Origin of the sequence: Polaribacter sp. BM10 (assembly GCF_002005425.1) — a bacterium.
Lineage (GTDB): Bacteria > Bacteroidota > Bacteroidia > Flavobacteriales > Flavobacteriaceae > Polaribacter > Polaribacter marinaquae.
On the sequence record NZ_CP019704.1, the window covers coordinates 566,422 to 581,735 of the forward strand.

At 30.2% G+C, this 15,314-nt stretch carries 11 protein-coding genes; 5 read left to right on the top strand and 6 right to left on the bottom strand.

The annotated features are described in order from the left end of the window. Window positions 1-11: 11 nt before the first annotated feature. Window positions 12-1,700, bottom strand: a complete 1,689-nt coding sequence (locus tag BXQ17_RS02350; RefSeq protein WP_187661422.1) for an AraC family transcriptional regulator — start codon at window positions 1,698-1,700, stop codon at window positions 12-14. Window positions 1,701-1,789: 89 nt separating this feature from the next. Continuing rightward, the gene (locus tag BXQ17_RS02355) at window positions 1,790-3,496 is read right to left on the bottom strand and encodes an AraC family transcriptional regulator (protein WP_149025849.1); all 1,707 of its coding nucleotides are present in this window, start codon (window positions 3,494-3,496) and stop codon (window positions 1,790-1,792) included. Window positions 3,497-3,800: 304 nt separating this feature from the next. On the opposite strand from BXQ17_RS02355, the gene BXQ17_RS02360 reads away from it, so the two are divergent. Both BXQ17_RS02360 and bshA read left to right on the top strand, forming a co-directional pair. Further along, entirely contained in the window at window positions 3,801-4,646 is an 846-nt protein-coding gene (locus tag BXQ17_RS02360; RefSeq protein WP_077809089.1) for a transketolase, read from the top strand. Between the two features lie 142 nt (window positions 4,647-4,788). Next, window positions 4,789-5,916 (top strand): N-acetyl-alpha-D-glucosaminyl L-malate synthase BshA, encoded by a 1,128-nt coding sequence (gene bshA / locus BXQ17_RS02365; RefSeq protein WP_077809090.1) that lies wholly within the window; start codon window positions 4,789-4,791, stop codon window positions 5,914-5,916. Window positions 5,917-5,986: 70 nt separating this feature from the next. On the opposite strand, the gene BXQ17_RS02370 is transcribed toward bshA, so the two are convergent. Then, window positions 5,987-6,622 carry a DUF937 domain-containing protein gene (locus BXQ17_RS02370; RefSeq protein WP_077809091.1) on the bottom strand — a complete coding sequence of 212 codons (636 nt, stop codon included), beginning with the start codon at window positions 6,620-6,622 and terminating at the stop codon, window positions 5,987-5,989. Between the two features lie 123 nt (window positions 6,623-6,745). Between BXQ17_RS02370 and BXQ17_RS02375 the strand changes: the two genes are divergently transcribed. Genes BXQ17_RS02375 through BXQ17_RS02385 form a run of 3 tightly spaced genes read left to right on the top strand, consistent with a single transcriptional unit; the run spans window position 6,746 to window position 9,255 of the window. Next, window positions 6,746-8,074 (top strand): dicarboxylate/amino acid:cation symporter, encoded by a 1,329-nt coding sequence (locus tag BXQ17_RS02375; protein ID WP_077809092.1) that lies wholly within the window; start codon window positions 6,746-6,748, stop codon window positions 8,072-8,074. Window positions 8,075-8,086: 12 nt separating this feature from the next. Further along, window positions 8,087-8,932 (top strand): sulfurtransferase, encoded by an 846-nt coding sequence (locus BXQ17_RS02380; RefSeq protein WP_077809093.1) that lies wholly within the window; start codon window positions 8,087-8,089, stop codon window positions 8,930-8,932. Beyond that, window positions 8,929-9,255 (top strand): hypothetical protein, encoded by a 327-nt coding sequence (locus tag BXQ17_RS02385; RefSeq protein WP_077809094.1) that lies wholly within the window; start codon window positions 8,929-8,931, stop codon window positions 9,253-9,255. The genes BXQ17_RS02380 and BXQ17_RS02385 overlap by 4 nt, the downstream gene beginning before the upstream one ends. Before the next feature lie 176 nt (window positions 9,256-9,431). On the opposite strand, the gene BXQ17_RS02390 is transcribed toward BXQ17_RS02385, so the two are convergent. Genes BXQ17_RS02390 through BXQ17_RS02400 form a run of 3 tightly spaced genes read right to left on the bottom strand, consistent with a single transcriptional unit; the run spans window position 9,432 to window position 15,219 of the window. Then, the gene (locus BXQ17_RS02390) at window positions 9,432-13,085 is read right to left on the bottom strand and encodes an AAA family ATPase (protein ID WP_077809095.1); all 3,654 of its coding nucleotides are present in this window, start codon (window positions 13,083-13,085) and stop codon (window positions 9,432-9,434) included. A 12-nt stretch (window positions 13,086-13,097) separates the two neighbouring features. Next, window positions 13,098-14,300: an exonuclease SbcCD subunit D C-terminal domain-containing protein gene (locus BXQ17_RS02395; protein ID WP_077809096.1), complete on the bottom strand. Its 1,203-nt coding sequence runs from the start codon at window positions 14,298-14,300 to the stop codon at window positions 13,098-13,100. Window positions 14,301-14,352: 52 nt separating this feature from the next. Continuing rightward, a complete protein-coding gene (locus tag BXQ17_RS02400) occupies window positions 14,353-15,219 on the bottom strand; it encodes a YkgJ family cysteine cluster protein (protein ID WP_077809097.1) in 867 nt (288 codons plus the stop codon). Between the last annotated feature and the right edge of the window lie 95 nt (window positions 15,220-15,314).

Below are 15,314 nucleotides of genomic sequence, written 5' to 3' on the forward strand. Positions count from 1 at the left end.
TATTAAAAACATTACTTCTTTTTTTCTAGTTGTTTGATATAATAAGAAGGATTCAGTTCAGTTTCTTTAAAGAAGGCTTTCGAAAATGTTTCTGCATTTTTAAAACCAACCTCCTTAGCAATTGCATTAATACTAAATTTACGAATGGTAGCATCTTTTTCTAATAAATCTAAGGCATAATCAATTCTCAATTTTCGTAAGTACGTAGAAAAATTACAACCTTTTTTCTGATTGATCACCTTAGAAAGATAATTAGAATTTGTTTCTAATTCTTTTGCAAGTGTGCTTAGGGTAAGCTTACTATTTGTAAAGTTTTCTGGCTGTTGTTCAAAAGAATCTAACTTAGCAAGCAATTCTGTAATAATAGTTTCTGGTAAGTTTTTCTGAGTATTTGTATTAGAGTTTACTGAATTTTCAACTTCTTTTTTATTCTTTAATTTGAGCGTAAGTTTTTCAAATTGTTGTTCTTGTTTTTTTCGTTTTCTAAATTGGTATAGAAACAATATAAATGATAGAATTAAAACTATCACAATATAAATTCGTGATTTCTTGTAAAAAGAAACTTCATTATTTAATTCTGAAATAATTTTTTGTTTCTCGGCAATTAATTTTGGTCTGTCGTATTCTTCTGTAAATGTTTTAGAGAGGTTTTTTCCAACAGACGCTTGAATACTATCAACAAAAATTTGTTTTTCAATATATTTAAGCTGGTTTTTTAAATCTCCTTTATCCTTATAATGATGAGAAATATAGTTAAAACTATTTTTAACCTTTTTAGAAGGTATTTTAGTTGTAATATATAATGAGTCTACTAAAAAATGATATTTTAAAGCATTTTTCTCATTGTTCAGTTTTTCATAAGATTTCGCAATGTAACTATAACAAAGAGATAAATTCCTATAGTTTTCATCAATTATTAAGTAGGGAATTGACTTTTTAATATTTAAAATAGTTTTTTTGTAAGCACCATTTTCAAAAAAACATCTTCCTTTTAGGTAATAGCAATAACCTTTTAAGAAATTGTCATTTTTTTCATAAGCAAACTCTATTGCTTTATTTATAAAAATATTACTAGAATCAATTTTTTTTAACTTAGCGTATAATATGGATATATTCATTAATACAGCACTATGTTTATTATCAGAAACTTTATTTTTATTATTTATGTAGTATTGATTACACTCTAATAAGATTTTAAGAGACTCTAAATTTTTTTGATCAAAGTTTTTAAGTGTACTTATTCTAATTTTAAGAAGATAATTTAAACTATCATTTTTATTTTTTTTTAAATTAGATGATGCTAAAATATAATTTTTTAAAGAGACATTGAACAATTCATTATTAAAGAATAAATTTCCTTTTTTTAAAAATGCATAAGTGGGATACATTTTATTTGGATTCAATTTAGTTTTACTAATTAAAGAGTCTAAATAATTTATATAAATAGAATCATTTTTATAAACTTCACTTAAATAATACTTCCCGTCAATAGCATTTACAGTATCTTTTTCCTTGAGCGCTTTATTAAAATAAAAATGGGCAAACTTTTTAGCTTTTAAGGAATCCGTAAATTTATATTCATAATATTTATCACTTAATTCATCAAACGTATAATTTTCAATATTTTTAGAATCCTGGGCAATTGTATTAAAACTGCCAAGAAACAAAAGGAATGATGTTATGTGTAAAACTATTTTCAAAGGAGTGTTTTTTCTTTTTTCAATACGAAAATACATTTTTATTTATTTTCGTAAATAAGTGCTTAATTTTTAAGTTTATATTAAAAACATTACTTCTTTTTTTCTAGTTGTTTGATATAAAAAGAAGGATTCAGTTCAGTTTCTTTAAAGAAAGCTTTCGAAAATGTTTCTGCATTTTTAAAACCGACTTCCTTCGCAATTGCATCGATACTAAATTTACGAATGGTAGCATCTTTTTCTAATAAATCTAGGGCATAATCAATTCTCAATTTTCTTAAGTACGTAGAAAAATTACAACCTTTTTTCTGATTGATAACTTTAGAAAGATAATTAGAATTTGTTTCTAATTCTTTAGCAAGTATACTCAGGGTAAGCTTATTATTTGTAAAGTTTTCTGGCTGTTTTTCAAAAGAATCTAACTTAGCAAGCAATTCTGTAATAATAGTTTCGGGTAAGGTTTTCTGAACATTCGTATTAGAGTTTACTGAATTGTCAACTACTTTTTTATTTTTTAATTTGAGCGTAAGCTTATCAAATTTTTGTTCTTGTTTTTTTCGTTTTCTAAATTGATACAAGAATAATATAAATGATAGAATTAAAATTAGCGCTATAACAATTCGTGATTTCTTGTAAAAAGAAACTTCGTTGCTTAATTCTGATATGATTTTTTGTTTTTCAGCAATTAATTTTGGTCTGTCGTACTCTTCAGTAAATGTTTTAGAGAGGTTTTTATTTCTAACATTTAATATACTATCGACTTTTAAATATTTATTAATGTATTTGAGTTGATTTTTTAAGTCTTTTTTTTCTTTATAATAGTTAGCTAAATACTCATAGCTATATTTTTGTGATAAGTGAGTAATCTTGGTTTTTGTATAAAGAGAGTCGATTAATAAGTTGTATTTTAATGACTTCTTGTTATTTTTTAATTTAAAATATGATTTGGCTATGTAATTATATGAGTTAGATAAAATATTAAAATTTTCATCTTTAATTATATTAGGTAGAGATTTTTTTAGGTTTTTTATTGCGGACAAATATTTTTCTTGATAATACTCTATTTCACCTATTCGATAATGACAGTAACTAATATACTTTAAATGGTTATTTTTCTTGGCTATCTTATATGCTTCTTTAGCAAAGTAAATAGCTGAATCATTTTTCTTAAGAGAAATATATTCTTTAGAAATATTTAATAATAAGGTGCAGTTAAAATTAAAATTACTTAATTCTGGTTTTTTCTTATAAAAATTAAAAATCGTTATATAAATATCTTTTGCTTTTTTATAGTCTCTATTTCTAGATGCTAGCATAGCTATTCTTTGCTTTATGTGATACTTTAAACTATCATTTTTTGATGAGTTGATATATTCTAAAGCAAGAAGATAATTTTTTAATGATTTATTATCTATTGATTTTAGAATGTAATATGTTCCTTTACATGCATATAAATATGCAGGAAACATATTGTTAGGTTTCTTTTTAGTTAAAGTTATTAAGCTATCTATAAAACTTAGGTAAATGTTATCGTTGTTATAAACTTCACTCAAATAAGACTTACCGTCTATTGCTTGAACTGTATCTTTTTCCTTGACCGCTTTATTAAAATAAAAATTGGCAAACTTTTTAGCCTTTAAAGAATCTGTAAATTTATATTCATAATATTTATCACTTAATTCATCAAACGTGTAGTTTTCAATATTTTTAGAATTCTGGGCAATTGTGTTAAAGCTAACAACAAATACTAGAAGTGATACGAACTTAGAAATGTGCAATTTTTTAATATTTTTTAGCAAAAATACTTAATTTATCACATAATTTTAATGAAATTTTATTCAGTTAGCTATCAAGTAATTAAAGTTCCCATTTGCACCTAGCATGTCTTAATTCATGAATTCCGACTTGCTTCATTAGAATTTCCTTTCAAAAAAAAATACATTTACACCGAAGAGTAATTGAAGAAGGGTTTATTATCGAACTTAGATAATTAAAAGGGAAAATTTACATGAAAAAGAAATATTCGAACCCTTCTTTTACTTTCGCTTTTAAGTTGTCTATTGTATTAAAAAAAATTACTTTTGCTAAAACAAAAACAACAGAATGCCAACAACACAACAATTACAAGATTTTACACAACAGGTTCGTAGAGATATATTAAGAATGGTGCACAAAGTAAATTCTGGTCACCCAGGAGGTTCTTTAGGATGTGCAGAGTTTATTACTTGCTTATATCAAGAAGTAATGGACTATTCTACAGATTTTAAAATGGACGGTGTAAATGAAGATTTATTCTTTTTATCTAACGGTCATATCTCACCTGTATTTTACAGTGTTTTGGCTCATAGTGGTTTCTTTCCTGTAGAAGAGTTAAATACTTTTAGATTACTAGACTCTAGATTACAAGGGCATCCAACAACACACGAAGGTTTACCTGGTGTGCGTATTGCATCTGGTTCTTTAGGGCAAGGTTTATCTGTAGGTATTGGTGCTGCAGAAGCAAAAAAACTAAACAACGATTCTAAAATTGTATATACTTTACACGGTGATGGTGAATTGCAAGAAGGTCAGAACTGGGAGGCAATAATGTATGCATCAGCAAAAAAAGTAGACAATATAATAGCAACTATAGATTTAAACGGAAAGCAGATTGATGGTGCTACAGACGATGTTTTAAACATGGGAAGTATTAGAGCTAAATTTGAAGCTTTTGGTTGGGACGTGTTAGATGTTAAAGAAGGTAATGATATCGAAGCAATTTTAGCAGGTTTAGCAGAAGCAAAAGCTTTAACCGGTAAAGGAAAACCTGTTTGTATATTGTTACATACAGAAATGGGGAACGGTGTAGACTTTATGATGCACACTCATGCGTGGCATGGTAAAGCACCAAGTGACGAGCAATTGGAAACTGCATTAGCTCAAAATCCAGCAACTTTAGGAGATTACTAATCATTTACTATTATTATAAATCACAAAAAGAGTTTTTCATGCATTTGAAAAACTCTTTTATATTTTTATTTAGAATAATAGTGTAAGATTAAAAGTATCTTTACAACTAAGAATTTAATTTTTTAACCTTTTTAGAAATTACATGAAAATAGGTATTGTTTGTTATCCAACCTTCGGAGGAAGTGGAGTAGTAGCTACAGAATTAGGTATGGCATTGGCTAATAAAGGACATGAGGTTCATTTTATAACATATAATCAACCAGTTCGTTTAGATTTTTTATCTCACAATCTACATTTTCACCAAGTTGTTATCGAAGAATATCCTCTTTTCGAATATCAACCCTATGAGTTGGCGTTGTCAAGTAAAATGGTAGAAGTCGTAAGAAAACACGATTTAGAAGTTTTACATGTACATTATGCAATTCCGCATGCGTATGCTGCATATATGGCAAAGCAAATGTTAAAAGAAAAAGGTTTAGATGTGCGTGTAGTTACTACATTACATGGTACAGATATCACTTTGGTTGGTAGTCATCCAACCTATAAAACAGCCGTAGAATTCAGTATTAATAATTCTGATGTAGTTACTTCTGTTTCTAACAATTTAAAAGATACTACCAATAAGTTATTCAATATTACAAAAGATATAAAAGTAATTTACAACTTTATTGATGTAGAAAAGTACGACAATGCACATAAAGAAGAATGTAAAAGAATTGCTTTGGCACAACCAAACGAAAGAATCTTTACGCATGTTAGTAATTTTAGACCTGTAAAAAGGGTAGAAGATGTAATTAAGGTTTTTGCCGCAGTAAGAAAGGAAATTCCTTCTAAATTATTAATGATTGGTGAAGGGCCAGAAAGAGCAAAAGCAGAAAAATTAGTAAAAGATTTAAAAATTACTAATGATGTCTTCTTTTTAGGAAATAGCACAGAAGTTGCTAAAATTTTATGTTATACAGATGTGTTTTTATTACCATCACAAACAGAAAGTTTTGGTTTGGCAGCATTAGAAGCAATGGCGGCAGGTACAGCTGTTATTTCTACCAATACAGGCGGATTGCCAGAAGTAAACATTCATGGCCAAACAGGATACTTAAGTAATTTAGGAGATGTAGAAGACATGGCTAAAAACGCCATTTCAATTGTTAAAGACGATGCAACTTTAGAGCAGTTTAAACAAAATGCAAAAGCACATACCAAACAATTTTCTTTAGATAGTATTTTACCAGTGTACGAAGAAATATACAAGTCTTGTTATAAAAAGTAACACTTAAACTTTATAAAAAAAGCTCAAACAATATGTTTGAGCTTTTTTTATATCTAAAAATGTAGAAAACTTATTTTCCAAAAAGACCACCTAACATTCCTCCAAGGCCACCTTTACTCTTATTTCCTCCTAAAACCATTCCTGCAACATCATCAATTACACTCCCGTCACCATCAGCATCTAAAATTTTCTCTAAAAAGCTTTGATCGTTGTTCGCAGAACTACCACCTAGCAAACCACCTAAAAGACCTGTTAAATCTCCAGAATTGCTAATATTTTGTTCTTGTTTTTGTTTACCTAAAACACCCATTAAAATTGGTGCAGCAACTTTTAAGATATTTCCTACAGAACTAGCATCTAAACCAGATTTCTGACTAATTACTTGTTCTACACCTTGTTGTTTACTACCTAAAATATGACCTAAAATACCAGCACCATCTTGTTTCACAGACTCATCAACACCACCTTCAAATAAACCACTTAAGTTGTTTAAAATACTACCATCATGTTTACCTGTTAAAGCTCCCATTAAACCAGCTGCACCTTCAGGAGAAGAAGCGTTTCTTTCCATTGCTTTCATTAAAACGGGTAAAGCCATTGTTAATGCACTTCCTGTTTTACTTGTATCGTTACCTGTAGAACCTGCTACACCAGAAACAATTTGTTTTCCTAAATCACTGTTTAATAAGTCTAATATACCTGACATTTTTATGTTTTTAATAATTAATATGAATGTTTTCTAAAAATATGACACAATATACAAATAAAGTCACTTAAATTTTTAATTATTTTTTTATCTTTCACAACTAAAATAATTTTAAACAAATAGATGAAGAAACTAGCATTACACTGGAAGATTTTAATAGGAATGGTTGTAGGTATCCTTTTTGGATTGTTAATGACAACAGTAGACGGTGGTTCTACTTTTGTTGCCAATTGGATAAATCCTTTTGGAAGCATTTTTGTAAAATTATTAAAGTTAATTGCAGTTCCTTTAATTATAGCTTCTTTGGTGAAGGGAATTTCAGACTTAAAAGACATTTCTAAGTTTAAAAATATTGGTTTAAAAACAATCGGTATCTATATTTTTACAACAGTTATAGCGATTACCATTGGTTTATTGTTGGTTAATATTGTGAAGCCAGGTGATGGTATATCAGAAGAAACTATTACAAAATTAACAGAAACATATGCCAACAGTGGAGGTGTGCAAGCAAAAATTGCAGAAGCTTCAAAACAAAAAAGTAGCGGGCCTTTACAGTTTTTAGTAGACATGGTGCCAGATAATGCAATGAAAGCTATGAGTAACAACAAATCGATGTTACAAGTAATTTTCTTCACAATATTTTTAGGAATCTCTATGCTTTTAATAGGAGAAAAAAGATCGAAGCCTTTAAAAGATTTTTTCGATTCTTTAAATGAAGTTGTTTTAAAGATGGTCGATTTAATTATGTTATTTGCGCCAATTGCAGTATTTGCTTTATTGTCTAATGTAGTGGTGTCTTCTAATGATCCAGATTTATTAATTGCACTTTTAAAGTATGCAGCAACCGTTGTTGGTGGTTTATTTTTATTGGTTATTTTTTACATGATTTTGGTAAAAGTGTTTACAAAAAAGAATCCTTTTTGGTTCTTAAAACAATTAAGTCCGGCGCAATTATTGGCGTTTTCTACAAGTTCTAGTGCAGCTACTTTACCTGTAACTATGGAGCGTGTAGAAGAGCACATTGGTGTAGATAAAGAAGTATCTAGTTTTGTTTTACCGGTTGGTGCTACCATTAATATGGATGGAACCTCTTTATATCAAGCAGTTGCAGCAGTTTTTATTGCACAAGCACTTGGATTCGATTTAACGTTTGTAGATCAATTAACAATTATAATTACAGCTTTATTAGCTTCTATTGGTTCTGCGGCAGTTCCTGGTGCAGGTATGGTAATGTTGGTAATTGTATTAGAATCGGTTAATTTTCCGGCAGACAAATTAGCCATTGGTTTGGCATTAATTTTTGCGGTAGATAGGCCTTTAGATATGTGTAGAACCGTAATAAATGTTACCGGAGATGCAACTGTTGCCTCTTTAGTTGCCAAATCTGTTGGTAAATTACACGACAATCCAACACCAAAAAACTGGGACGATCATTACGACGAAGTAAAATAATACGTCTACAAAATGTCTTTAAAAATAACAAAACCGTTAGTAACTGTAGATTGGTTGTACAAGCATATAAATGATACAAATCTTGTCGTTTTAGACTGTACAATACCCAAAGTGACGGATGTTGATACAACACACATTGCAAAGAAATGTATTAAAGGTGCCCTGTTTTTTGATTTAAAAAAGACTTTTTCAGATCAAAATGCAACGTTACCAAATACAGTTTTAACGGCAGAAGTATTTGAAAGAAAAGCTCAAGAATTAGGTATAAATAACAATTCTGTAATAATTTGTTATGATGATTTAGGCATTTATAGTGCGCCAAGAGTTTGGTGGATGTTTCAGCTAATGGGGTTTCAAAACATAGCGGTTTTAGATGGTGGTTTGCCAGAATGGAATGCTAACAACTATCCTACTGTTGCTAACTATTCTATTAAAAGTGATAAAGGGAACTTTACAGTCGATTTTAAGCCAAATAAACTTAAAAATACAGCAGCAGTTTATAAAGCAATGTCTAACGACACCAGTGTTATTATAGACGCTCGTTCAGAAGAAAGATTTTTAGGAACAGCGCCAGAACCTAGACCAGAATTATCTAGCGGACATATTCCGAATTCTATAAATATTCCATTCAAATTTGTGTTAGAAAACAGAAAAATGAAATCTTTTGATGATTTATTTAAAATTTTTACTAAATTTGAAAACGAAAATGAAATCATATTTACCTGTGGATCAGGTATAACGGCTTCAATTTTAGCCTTAGCAGCAGCAGTTTTAGAAATTAAAAATACAGCTGTTTACGATGGTTCTTGGACGGAATGGGCTAGTAATGGTAATTTACCAATTGTAAAAGAAGTATGAATTTAGATTGGACTAAAAAAGACTTTGAAGCCTACGTATTATTATATGCAGCTCATTGTAACCATGTAGAAGATATTGCTGAGCAAGATTATATACGAACCAAAGTAGATGAGGTAACTTTTCATAGAATGCATACAGAGGTTGTTGTAGATTCTGATGAAGAAAATTTAGATAAAATACAATCTTTTGTTTCAGATAATGAGTTTACTCAAATCGAAAAAGAAGAATTATTAAAGAATATAAAACAAGTGCTTTTTGCAGATGGAACTGTAGATGAACATGAAAAAAAAGGTTTTAGCATTTTAAAGAAAATAATTAGCTAAAATTTATAAATAAACGCATTACGAACCCTGCTCGTACGAAATTTTTTTCTATAGATTAGTCGAAATGGGGGTTTTTACTAAATTATAAGTAGGGTCGTAATGAAGTTTTTATCAATCAATCAACGGCTTTAATTTTTTAAAGCCGTTTTTTGTTTTTAATAAAGGCACATGCTGCGTTACACAATTTTTACTGTACTTACTCCGCTACTTTTTTTGGTAATTTGAATTTGTGTTGGTATGCGCTCTTTTAAGTTTTCTACATGAGAAATAATACCAATTGTTTTACCTTGAGATTGTAAAGTTTCTAATGTAGCAATTACCGTCTCTAAAGTATTGCCATCTAAAGTACCAAAACCTTCATCTATAAAAAGAGAATCTATTTTTACATTTTTACTTGCCAAATCAGACAGCCCCAATGCCAAAGCCAAACTAATAATAAACTTTTCACCTCCACTACAAGTATCTACCAATCTTGCTCTATCTGTTTGGTAATGGTCTATCAAATTAAAGTTCAGTTCTTCTTTGGGTTTGTAAGAATCTTCTAATTTTAACGAATAACGCTTGTTCAAATTGTACAAATGCACATTTGCCAAATCTAATAATTGTTTTAATGTTAAACGTTGCACATACACATTAAACGCATCTTTTGAGTTACCAATAATTTTAAACAACTCTCGCCAAACGTTGCAAATTTCGTTTTGAATGTCTATTTTTTTATAGACCTCTTTGTTTCTATCTTTAATTTCTTTGTCTTTTCTAAACGCTTCTTCAATTTTACCTTTTTCTGTTAAAAGGGCTTCTTTTTTATTTTTCGCGGTGGCTAAGAACTGTTTACTTTCTTCCGCTGTAATTGTAAAATTTTTACGGTTTTCTAAGTTTTTAAATTCTTGTAAATTGTTTTCTTTTAATGTTTTTATTTTTAATAAATTCTCGTGAACTCTTTCTTTTAAATTTTTATAATTTGCACTTAATTCATCAGGTAAAAGAGCCAATTCAATAGCTTTACGTGTCGCAAAATTACTAGCTTGTATTTCTTTATTCAAGTTGATTTCTAATTCGATTTTAGAGCCTTCAAGTTTTTTTAAATCAATAGTTGTATTTGCTAAAGATGTTTCTTGTTTAGTTCTTAAATTCTGCAAATTATTAAGTGCCTCTTTGCTACTACGTTCTTTATCTGATAATTTTTTTGTGAGCGCTTGTAACGTTGTTCTTTTAAAATCTACGGATACTTCTTTTGGCAAAATAGCTATTCGTTGCCCAAGGATTTTATCTAAAATCTCAATTTTTTCTTTTAAAGTTTTTTGCAGGTTTTTAATATCCTGATCTTTAACTTTTAAATTGGCATCAATACTTTCTAACTTGGTTGTTAATACCTTTTGTTCAGACTCAAATGCGGCAATCTCTTTTTCTTTAGCATTGTATGCAGCTATATTTTCGTCTATATTTTTTAGAAATAGACTGCTTTCTGGTATGCTTGGTAATGTGTACGTGTATTTGGCTAAAGAAATCTTTAAACGCTCTTTTATTTCTTTGCCAAGTTTTGTGTTTACAATTACTTTTTTGCTGTGTTCTTCGGTAGAATTTTTAGCATGTTTAATTTGTTCTTCTAACGTTGCAATTTGTGTGTTTAAAGCACTATTTGTCTGCTGTTGCAATTGCATTGCTTTGGTAAGTTGGTCTTTTTCTTTCTGAATATTTTGAGCAATTTGTAAATTCTCTTCATGAATTTTTAATTGATGCTCTAAACTTTTAATTTCACTATCAATTTTTTCTAGGTTAGATAATTCAATAGAAATAGGTGTTGCCTTCGCTTTTAAAATTAGTTCAGCAATTTCTTCTTTTTTCTTTTTTAATTGATTAGTTGCATTTTCTAATCGGGTAATTATTGTCGTTTTTTGTTGTACAAATTGGTGCTGCTTTATACTTAATTTACTAAAGTCTTCTTTTCTTTTGTTGAGTGTTACTGTAGCCTCACTAATTTGAATCTTTGGTGTGTTTTTTGTAAATGGATGTTCGGTAGCACCACACAAACCACAAGGTTCTCCTTGCGTTAGATTTGCTCTATCAGCTTCATACTTGGCAATGCTGCGTTCTAATTCTAAAATTTTAGTAGCATCAGATACCAGGTCTTCTTGCATTTTTAAGTCTTTTTCTAAAACGGTAAGATTGGTTTGTACTTCCTTTTCTTCTTTTGTTAATTTTTGTATTTCTAAAACAATATTTGTTATCTGCTGTTGAAAAAGGTTGTACTGTTCTGAAAGACTTTTTAGTTGTTTCCAGTTATTTATTGTTTTTACATCAATTGCTTGTTGTTGTAAAATGTCTTGTAAGGTATTATTCTCTGTCTTTTTATTAAGAGCTTTTATTTTACTATCAAACTCTTTAAATGTTATAATTTCTTTATCAAAAAGTAGCTTTTTATCTTTTAAAACTTGTGCTGTAGTTATTGCATCTTTTTCAAGTTTATTTAAAATATTGGTACTTTCAATTACAATGGCATTGTGTGCTTTTAAAGCCGAAAAATCTTCTCTCCAATGGGTTAATTCTTTGGCAACCTCTGTTAGAAAGTAGTTGTTTTTTAAATAGTTTTTTGCCGCTTTAATTTGTGCATCAACTTTATCAAATTGCTCTGTAAGTTTTTGTTTATTTATAAGCTCTTTTTTTATTTCTACATCTATTAGCTTAATATTTTCTGATGTTTTTAACTTTACTTGTTGTTCGGTGTTAAACGTAGCATCTAATGTTGTAACCTCTTCAAACTTTGGCAACCATTGTTTAAAATTCTTTTCTTGGTTTTCAAGAGCAGTGGTGTCTGTTTTAACTTGCGCTTCAAATTGAGTAATTTTTGGCTTTAAATCATTCAGTTCTTTGTTTAAATGAGTTACAGTTTTTTGCTTTTCTAAAATAGATTTTTCAGTAAGAACTAATTCTTTTATCTTTTCTTTAAAAGGCAAAGCTTTCTCGTGCAAAGCATAGGCATCTAATTTCGGTTTTTGTTCTTTAACGTATTTGTCAATCGCCTCAGAATTTTTTTCATTGTCTTCTTTTGCTTTTGTCAATTTAGAAAATTCTGTATACCAATCAACAACCGCTTGCGAGGTTTTAATTTCAGATTCAGATTTTGTAATCGCCGTTGCAATGCCGTTGCTTTCTTCTAATAATTTCTTTTTATCGTCTTCACTTAAAATATCATCCGCATTAATTTTTGCCTGAATTTCTTTTAAGATATTTTCTTCTTTTGCTTTTCTTTCTAAAATACTTTGCCCAATTTTTTTATAAATCTGTTCACCAGTAATTTGTTCTAAAAGCTTTCCTTTTTCTGGTCCTTTGGCTGTTAAAAATGCTGCAAATTCACCTTGGGCAAGCATTACAGATCGTAAAAATTGGTTGTAGTCTAATTGGGTTACTCTTAAAACTTCTGCTAATAATTGTCTTTTTTGAGTAGCTAAAATTACGCCTGTAGTTAAGTTTTTTAAGCTGACTTCTTCTTTGGCATTTTTATAGAGTTTACCATTTTTATCAGCAATTCTTACACCCCAAAAAGCTTCAAAAGAAGCCGTTTTGTTTTTAAATACAATTCTACTGTATGCGTTTGTTGCGCCATGGCTTACTACATCTAAAAGTGTGCCTTTTGTACCGTTAAATCTTGGTACATTATGATACAAGGCAATAGTAATGGCATCTAAAATAGTTGTTTTGCCGGCACCTGTAGCACCTGTAATGGCATACAAACCTACATCTCTAAATTGTTCACTGTTAAAATCGATACAAATCGGCGTGTCAGATTTTAAAGAGTTGATATTTTGTAATTCTATTTTTAAAATTTTCATAACTAGATGCCTTTATTGCTTTTTTACGGTTTGTAAAATTTCATTAAAAGCATCCCAAATGGCAGGTTTTTGCTCTAAATCATATTCCATTTCTTTGCATTTTAGTTTAAAAACTTCTGTAGGTACCAATTCTTTTATAGATTTTGTGTTTTCTAACAATTCTTCAATTCCTTTAATAGAGCGTTCTCTTTGTAAGCCAATTTTTAAGATTTCAAAAGCATGATGTTCTGCGGCACGTTTTAAACTTTCGGTATTTACTGTATGGTCTTCTTTTAATACAATTTCTACCCAAGGTGTTAAATTGTAGTTGTTGGTGGTAAGCTCATTAAAGGTTTCAATACAACTTGCTACAGTGCCTGTAATTTTATAAAATTCGCGAAACCTCGGCACAATTGCTTCTTCAATATTGCAGATGGTATTATCCTCTACAGTTAATACAATAACTTTTTTCTCGTAACCAACTTCGCTAAAACTCAACACAGTTGGCGATCCTGAATATCGAACCTTCTCATTGCCACCAATTATTTGGGGTCTGTGTAAATGGCCTAAAGCCACATAATCAAAATACGTATTAAAATCTTCTTCACCAATATGGCCCAAAGTACCTACATAAATATTTTGCTCGCTATCAGAAACAGATCCGCCTGTGGCAAACAAATGCCCCATGGCAATTACAGGTGCATTCTTCTTGTTAATTTCTTTAGAAGCTTCTGCTGCGGCATCGTAATGATGTATTAAAGCGGTTTTATATTTGTCTATCAACTCGTCAAAAGTTTCACCGGCAACCGCACGTCTAATATCACCGTCTCTTAAATAAGGTACTGCGGCAACAATTACCTGCTCATTGTTTACCTCAATTTTAAAAACTTCGTCTTTAATGTCTTCAGTTGCTTTACCAATTACCTTTATAGACAAAGCGTCTAAAATAGGTTTTGGTGCGTTTAAAGTTCCGGGGGAATCATGATTACCGCCCGTAATAATAACCGATTTGCAAGTAGTTGCTTTTAAATTCATTAAAAAGCGGTAGTACATTTCTAAACTTTGGTTTGATGGCGAACCCGAATCAAAAATATCGCCAGAAACTAATAAAACATCAATTTTAGTATCGATGATGTAGTTTTCTAACCACTCTAAAAATAGGGTTTGTTCTTCAAATTGAGATTGTTCGTGCAGTCTATGTCCCAAATGCCAATCGGCAGTATGCAATATTTTCATCGGTTACAATTTTAAGAAGTGTTTCTTTTTCTAGAAACAAAGTTAACAACAATTAGTCTAAAGCACCATGACTTTTTGCAGTAGCTACCCAATGGCTTGCAATTTCTTTGGTATTTGCGCCCAAACCTCTTGCCAATTGTAAAGCTACGCCAATTAAAACAACAGCCGCATCGCTAATTTTGTCTAGTGTATCTAAGCCACCAAAATTATCCTGAATTTTAGCCATTAAAAGCTCGTTGTGTGCCGTAGCAAAGTCAATGGGGTTGTTAATAGCACTATCTATAGTTGGCAACATTAAAGCGTCTAACCAATCGGTAGCAATGCGTTGGGTTAAGTCTTCTGGTAATGCGTTGCCCATTTCTTGCCACAATTGCAGTGTTTTGGTGTCTCCGGATGCAGACAAACCGGTTTCTAATAACAACTGAAAGGCTACATCTGCAATATTTTGCATGATTTCTAAATAGGCATCTTGGGCATTCTCAAAAGGTGTTGCTCCTTGTCCTTTTAAATAGTTACCCACCGTTAATTTGGGCAAATTTAAAACCTCTGCGCAATCTGTTAAGCACGGAAACGCTTTGCCCTCGAACATATAATGTGCTTTGTTAAATTGTATTTGACGCCCTAAAGGATACAAACGACAAGCCAAAGGCCTACCATTATGCACACTGCAACCTTTGGTATCTATATATTGACTACATGCACTTTGCCCTTTGCTATCTTTTGTACCATTAAAAGTTAAACGAACGCCACCAAAATCTGTGTACAAATCTCGAAACGTTTTAGCAGATACTTTTTTTTCGATGCTAAATTGCAACAACTCCCACGGATTTAACATTACGGCTTTCCCATAACAACAAGTACCGGCTCTAGAGCAGGTAAGAGGTAAAATACTTTCTGATGTTAGCTTTGTGGTTTGCATTGTTGTGGTTGTGTATAGAATGGTGAATATAGAGTTCTTTAGTTAGATTTTATTAATTAAAGATTTTTGTTTTAGCATATTACTATAACAGAACT

Excerpts from the sequence above, each read along its gene's own strand:
- BXQ17_RS02400 (WP_077809097.1), bottom strand. The coding sequence starts at position 15,219 with ATGCAAACCACAAAGCTAACATCAGAAAGTATTTTACCTCTTACCTGC.
- BXQ17_RS02390 (WP_077809095.1), bottom strand. The coding sequence starts at position 13,085 with ATGAAAATTTTAAAAATAGAATTACAAAATATCAACTCTTTAAAATCT.
- BXQ17_RS02370 (WP_077809091.1), bottom strand. The coding sequence starts at position 6,622 with ATGTCAGGTATATTAGACTTATTAAACAGTGATTTAGGAAAACAAATT.
- BXQ17_RS02375 (WP_077809092.1), top strand. The coding sequence starts at position 6,746 with ATGAAGAAACTAGCATTACACTGGAAGATTTTAATAGGAATGGTTGTA.
- BXQ17_RS02385 (WP_077809094.1), top strand. The coding sequence starts at position 8,929 with ATGAATTTAGATTGGACTAAAAAAGACTTTGAAGCCTACGTATTATTA.
- BXQ17_RS02380 (WP_077809093.1), top strand. The coding sequence starts at position 8,087 with ATGTCTTTAAAAATAACAAAACCGTTAGTAACTGTAGATTGGTTGTAC.
- BXQ17_RS02360 (WP_077809089.1), top strand. The coding sequence starts at position 3,801 with ATGCCAACAACACAACAATTACAAGATTTTACACAACAGGTTCGTAGA.
- bshA (WP_077809090.1), top strand. The coding sequence starts at position 4,789 with ATGAAAATAGGTATTGTTTGTTATCCAACCTTCGGAGGAAGTGGAGTA.
- BXQ17_RS02395 (WP_077809096.1), bottom strand. The coding sequence starts at position 14,300 with ATGAAAATATTGCATACTGCCGATTGGCATTTGGGACATAGACTGCAC.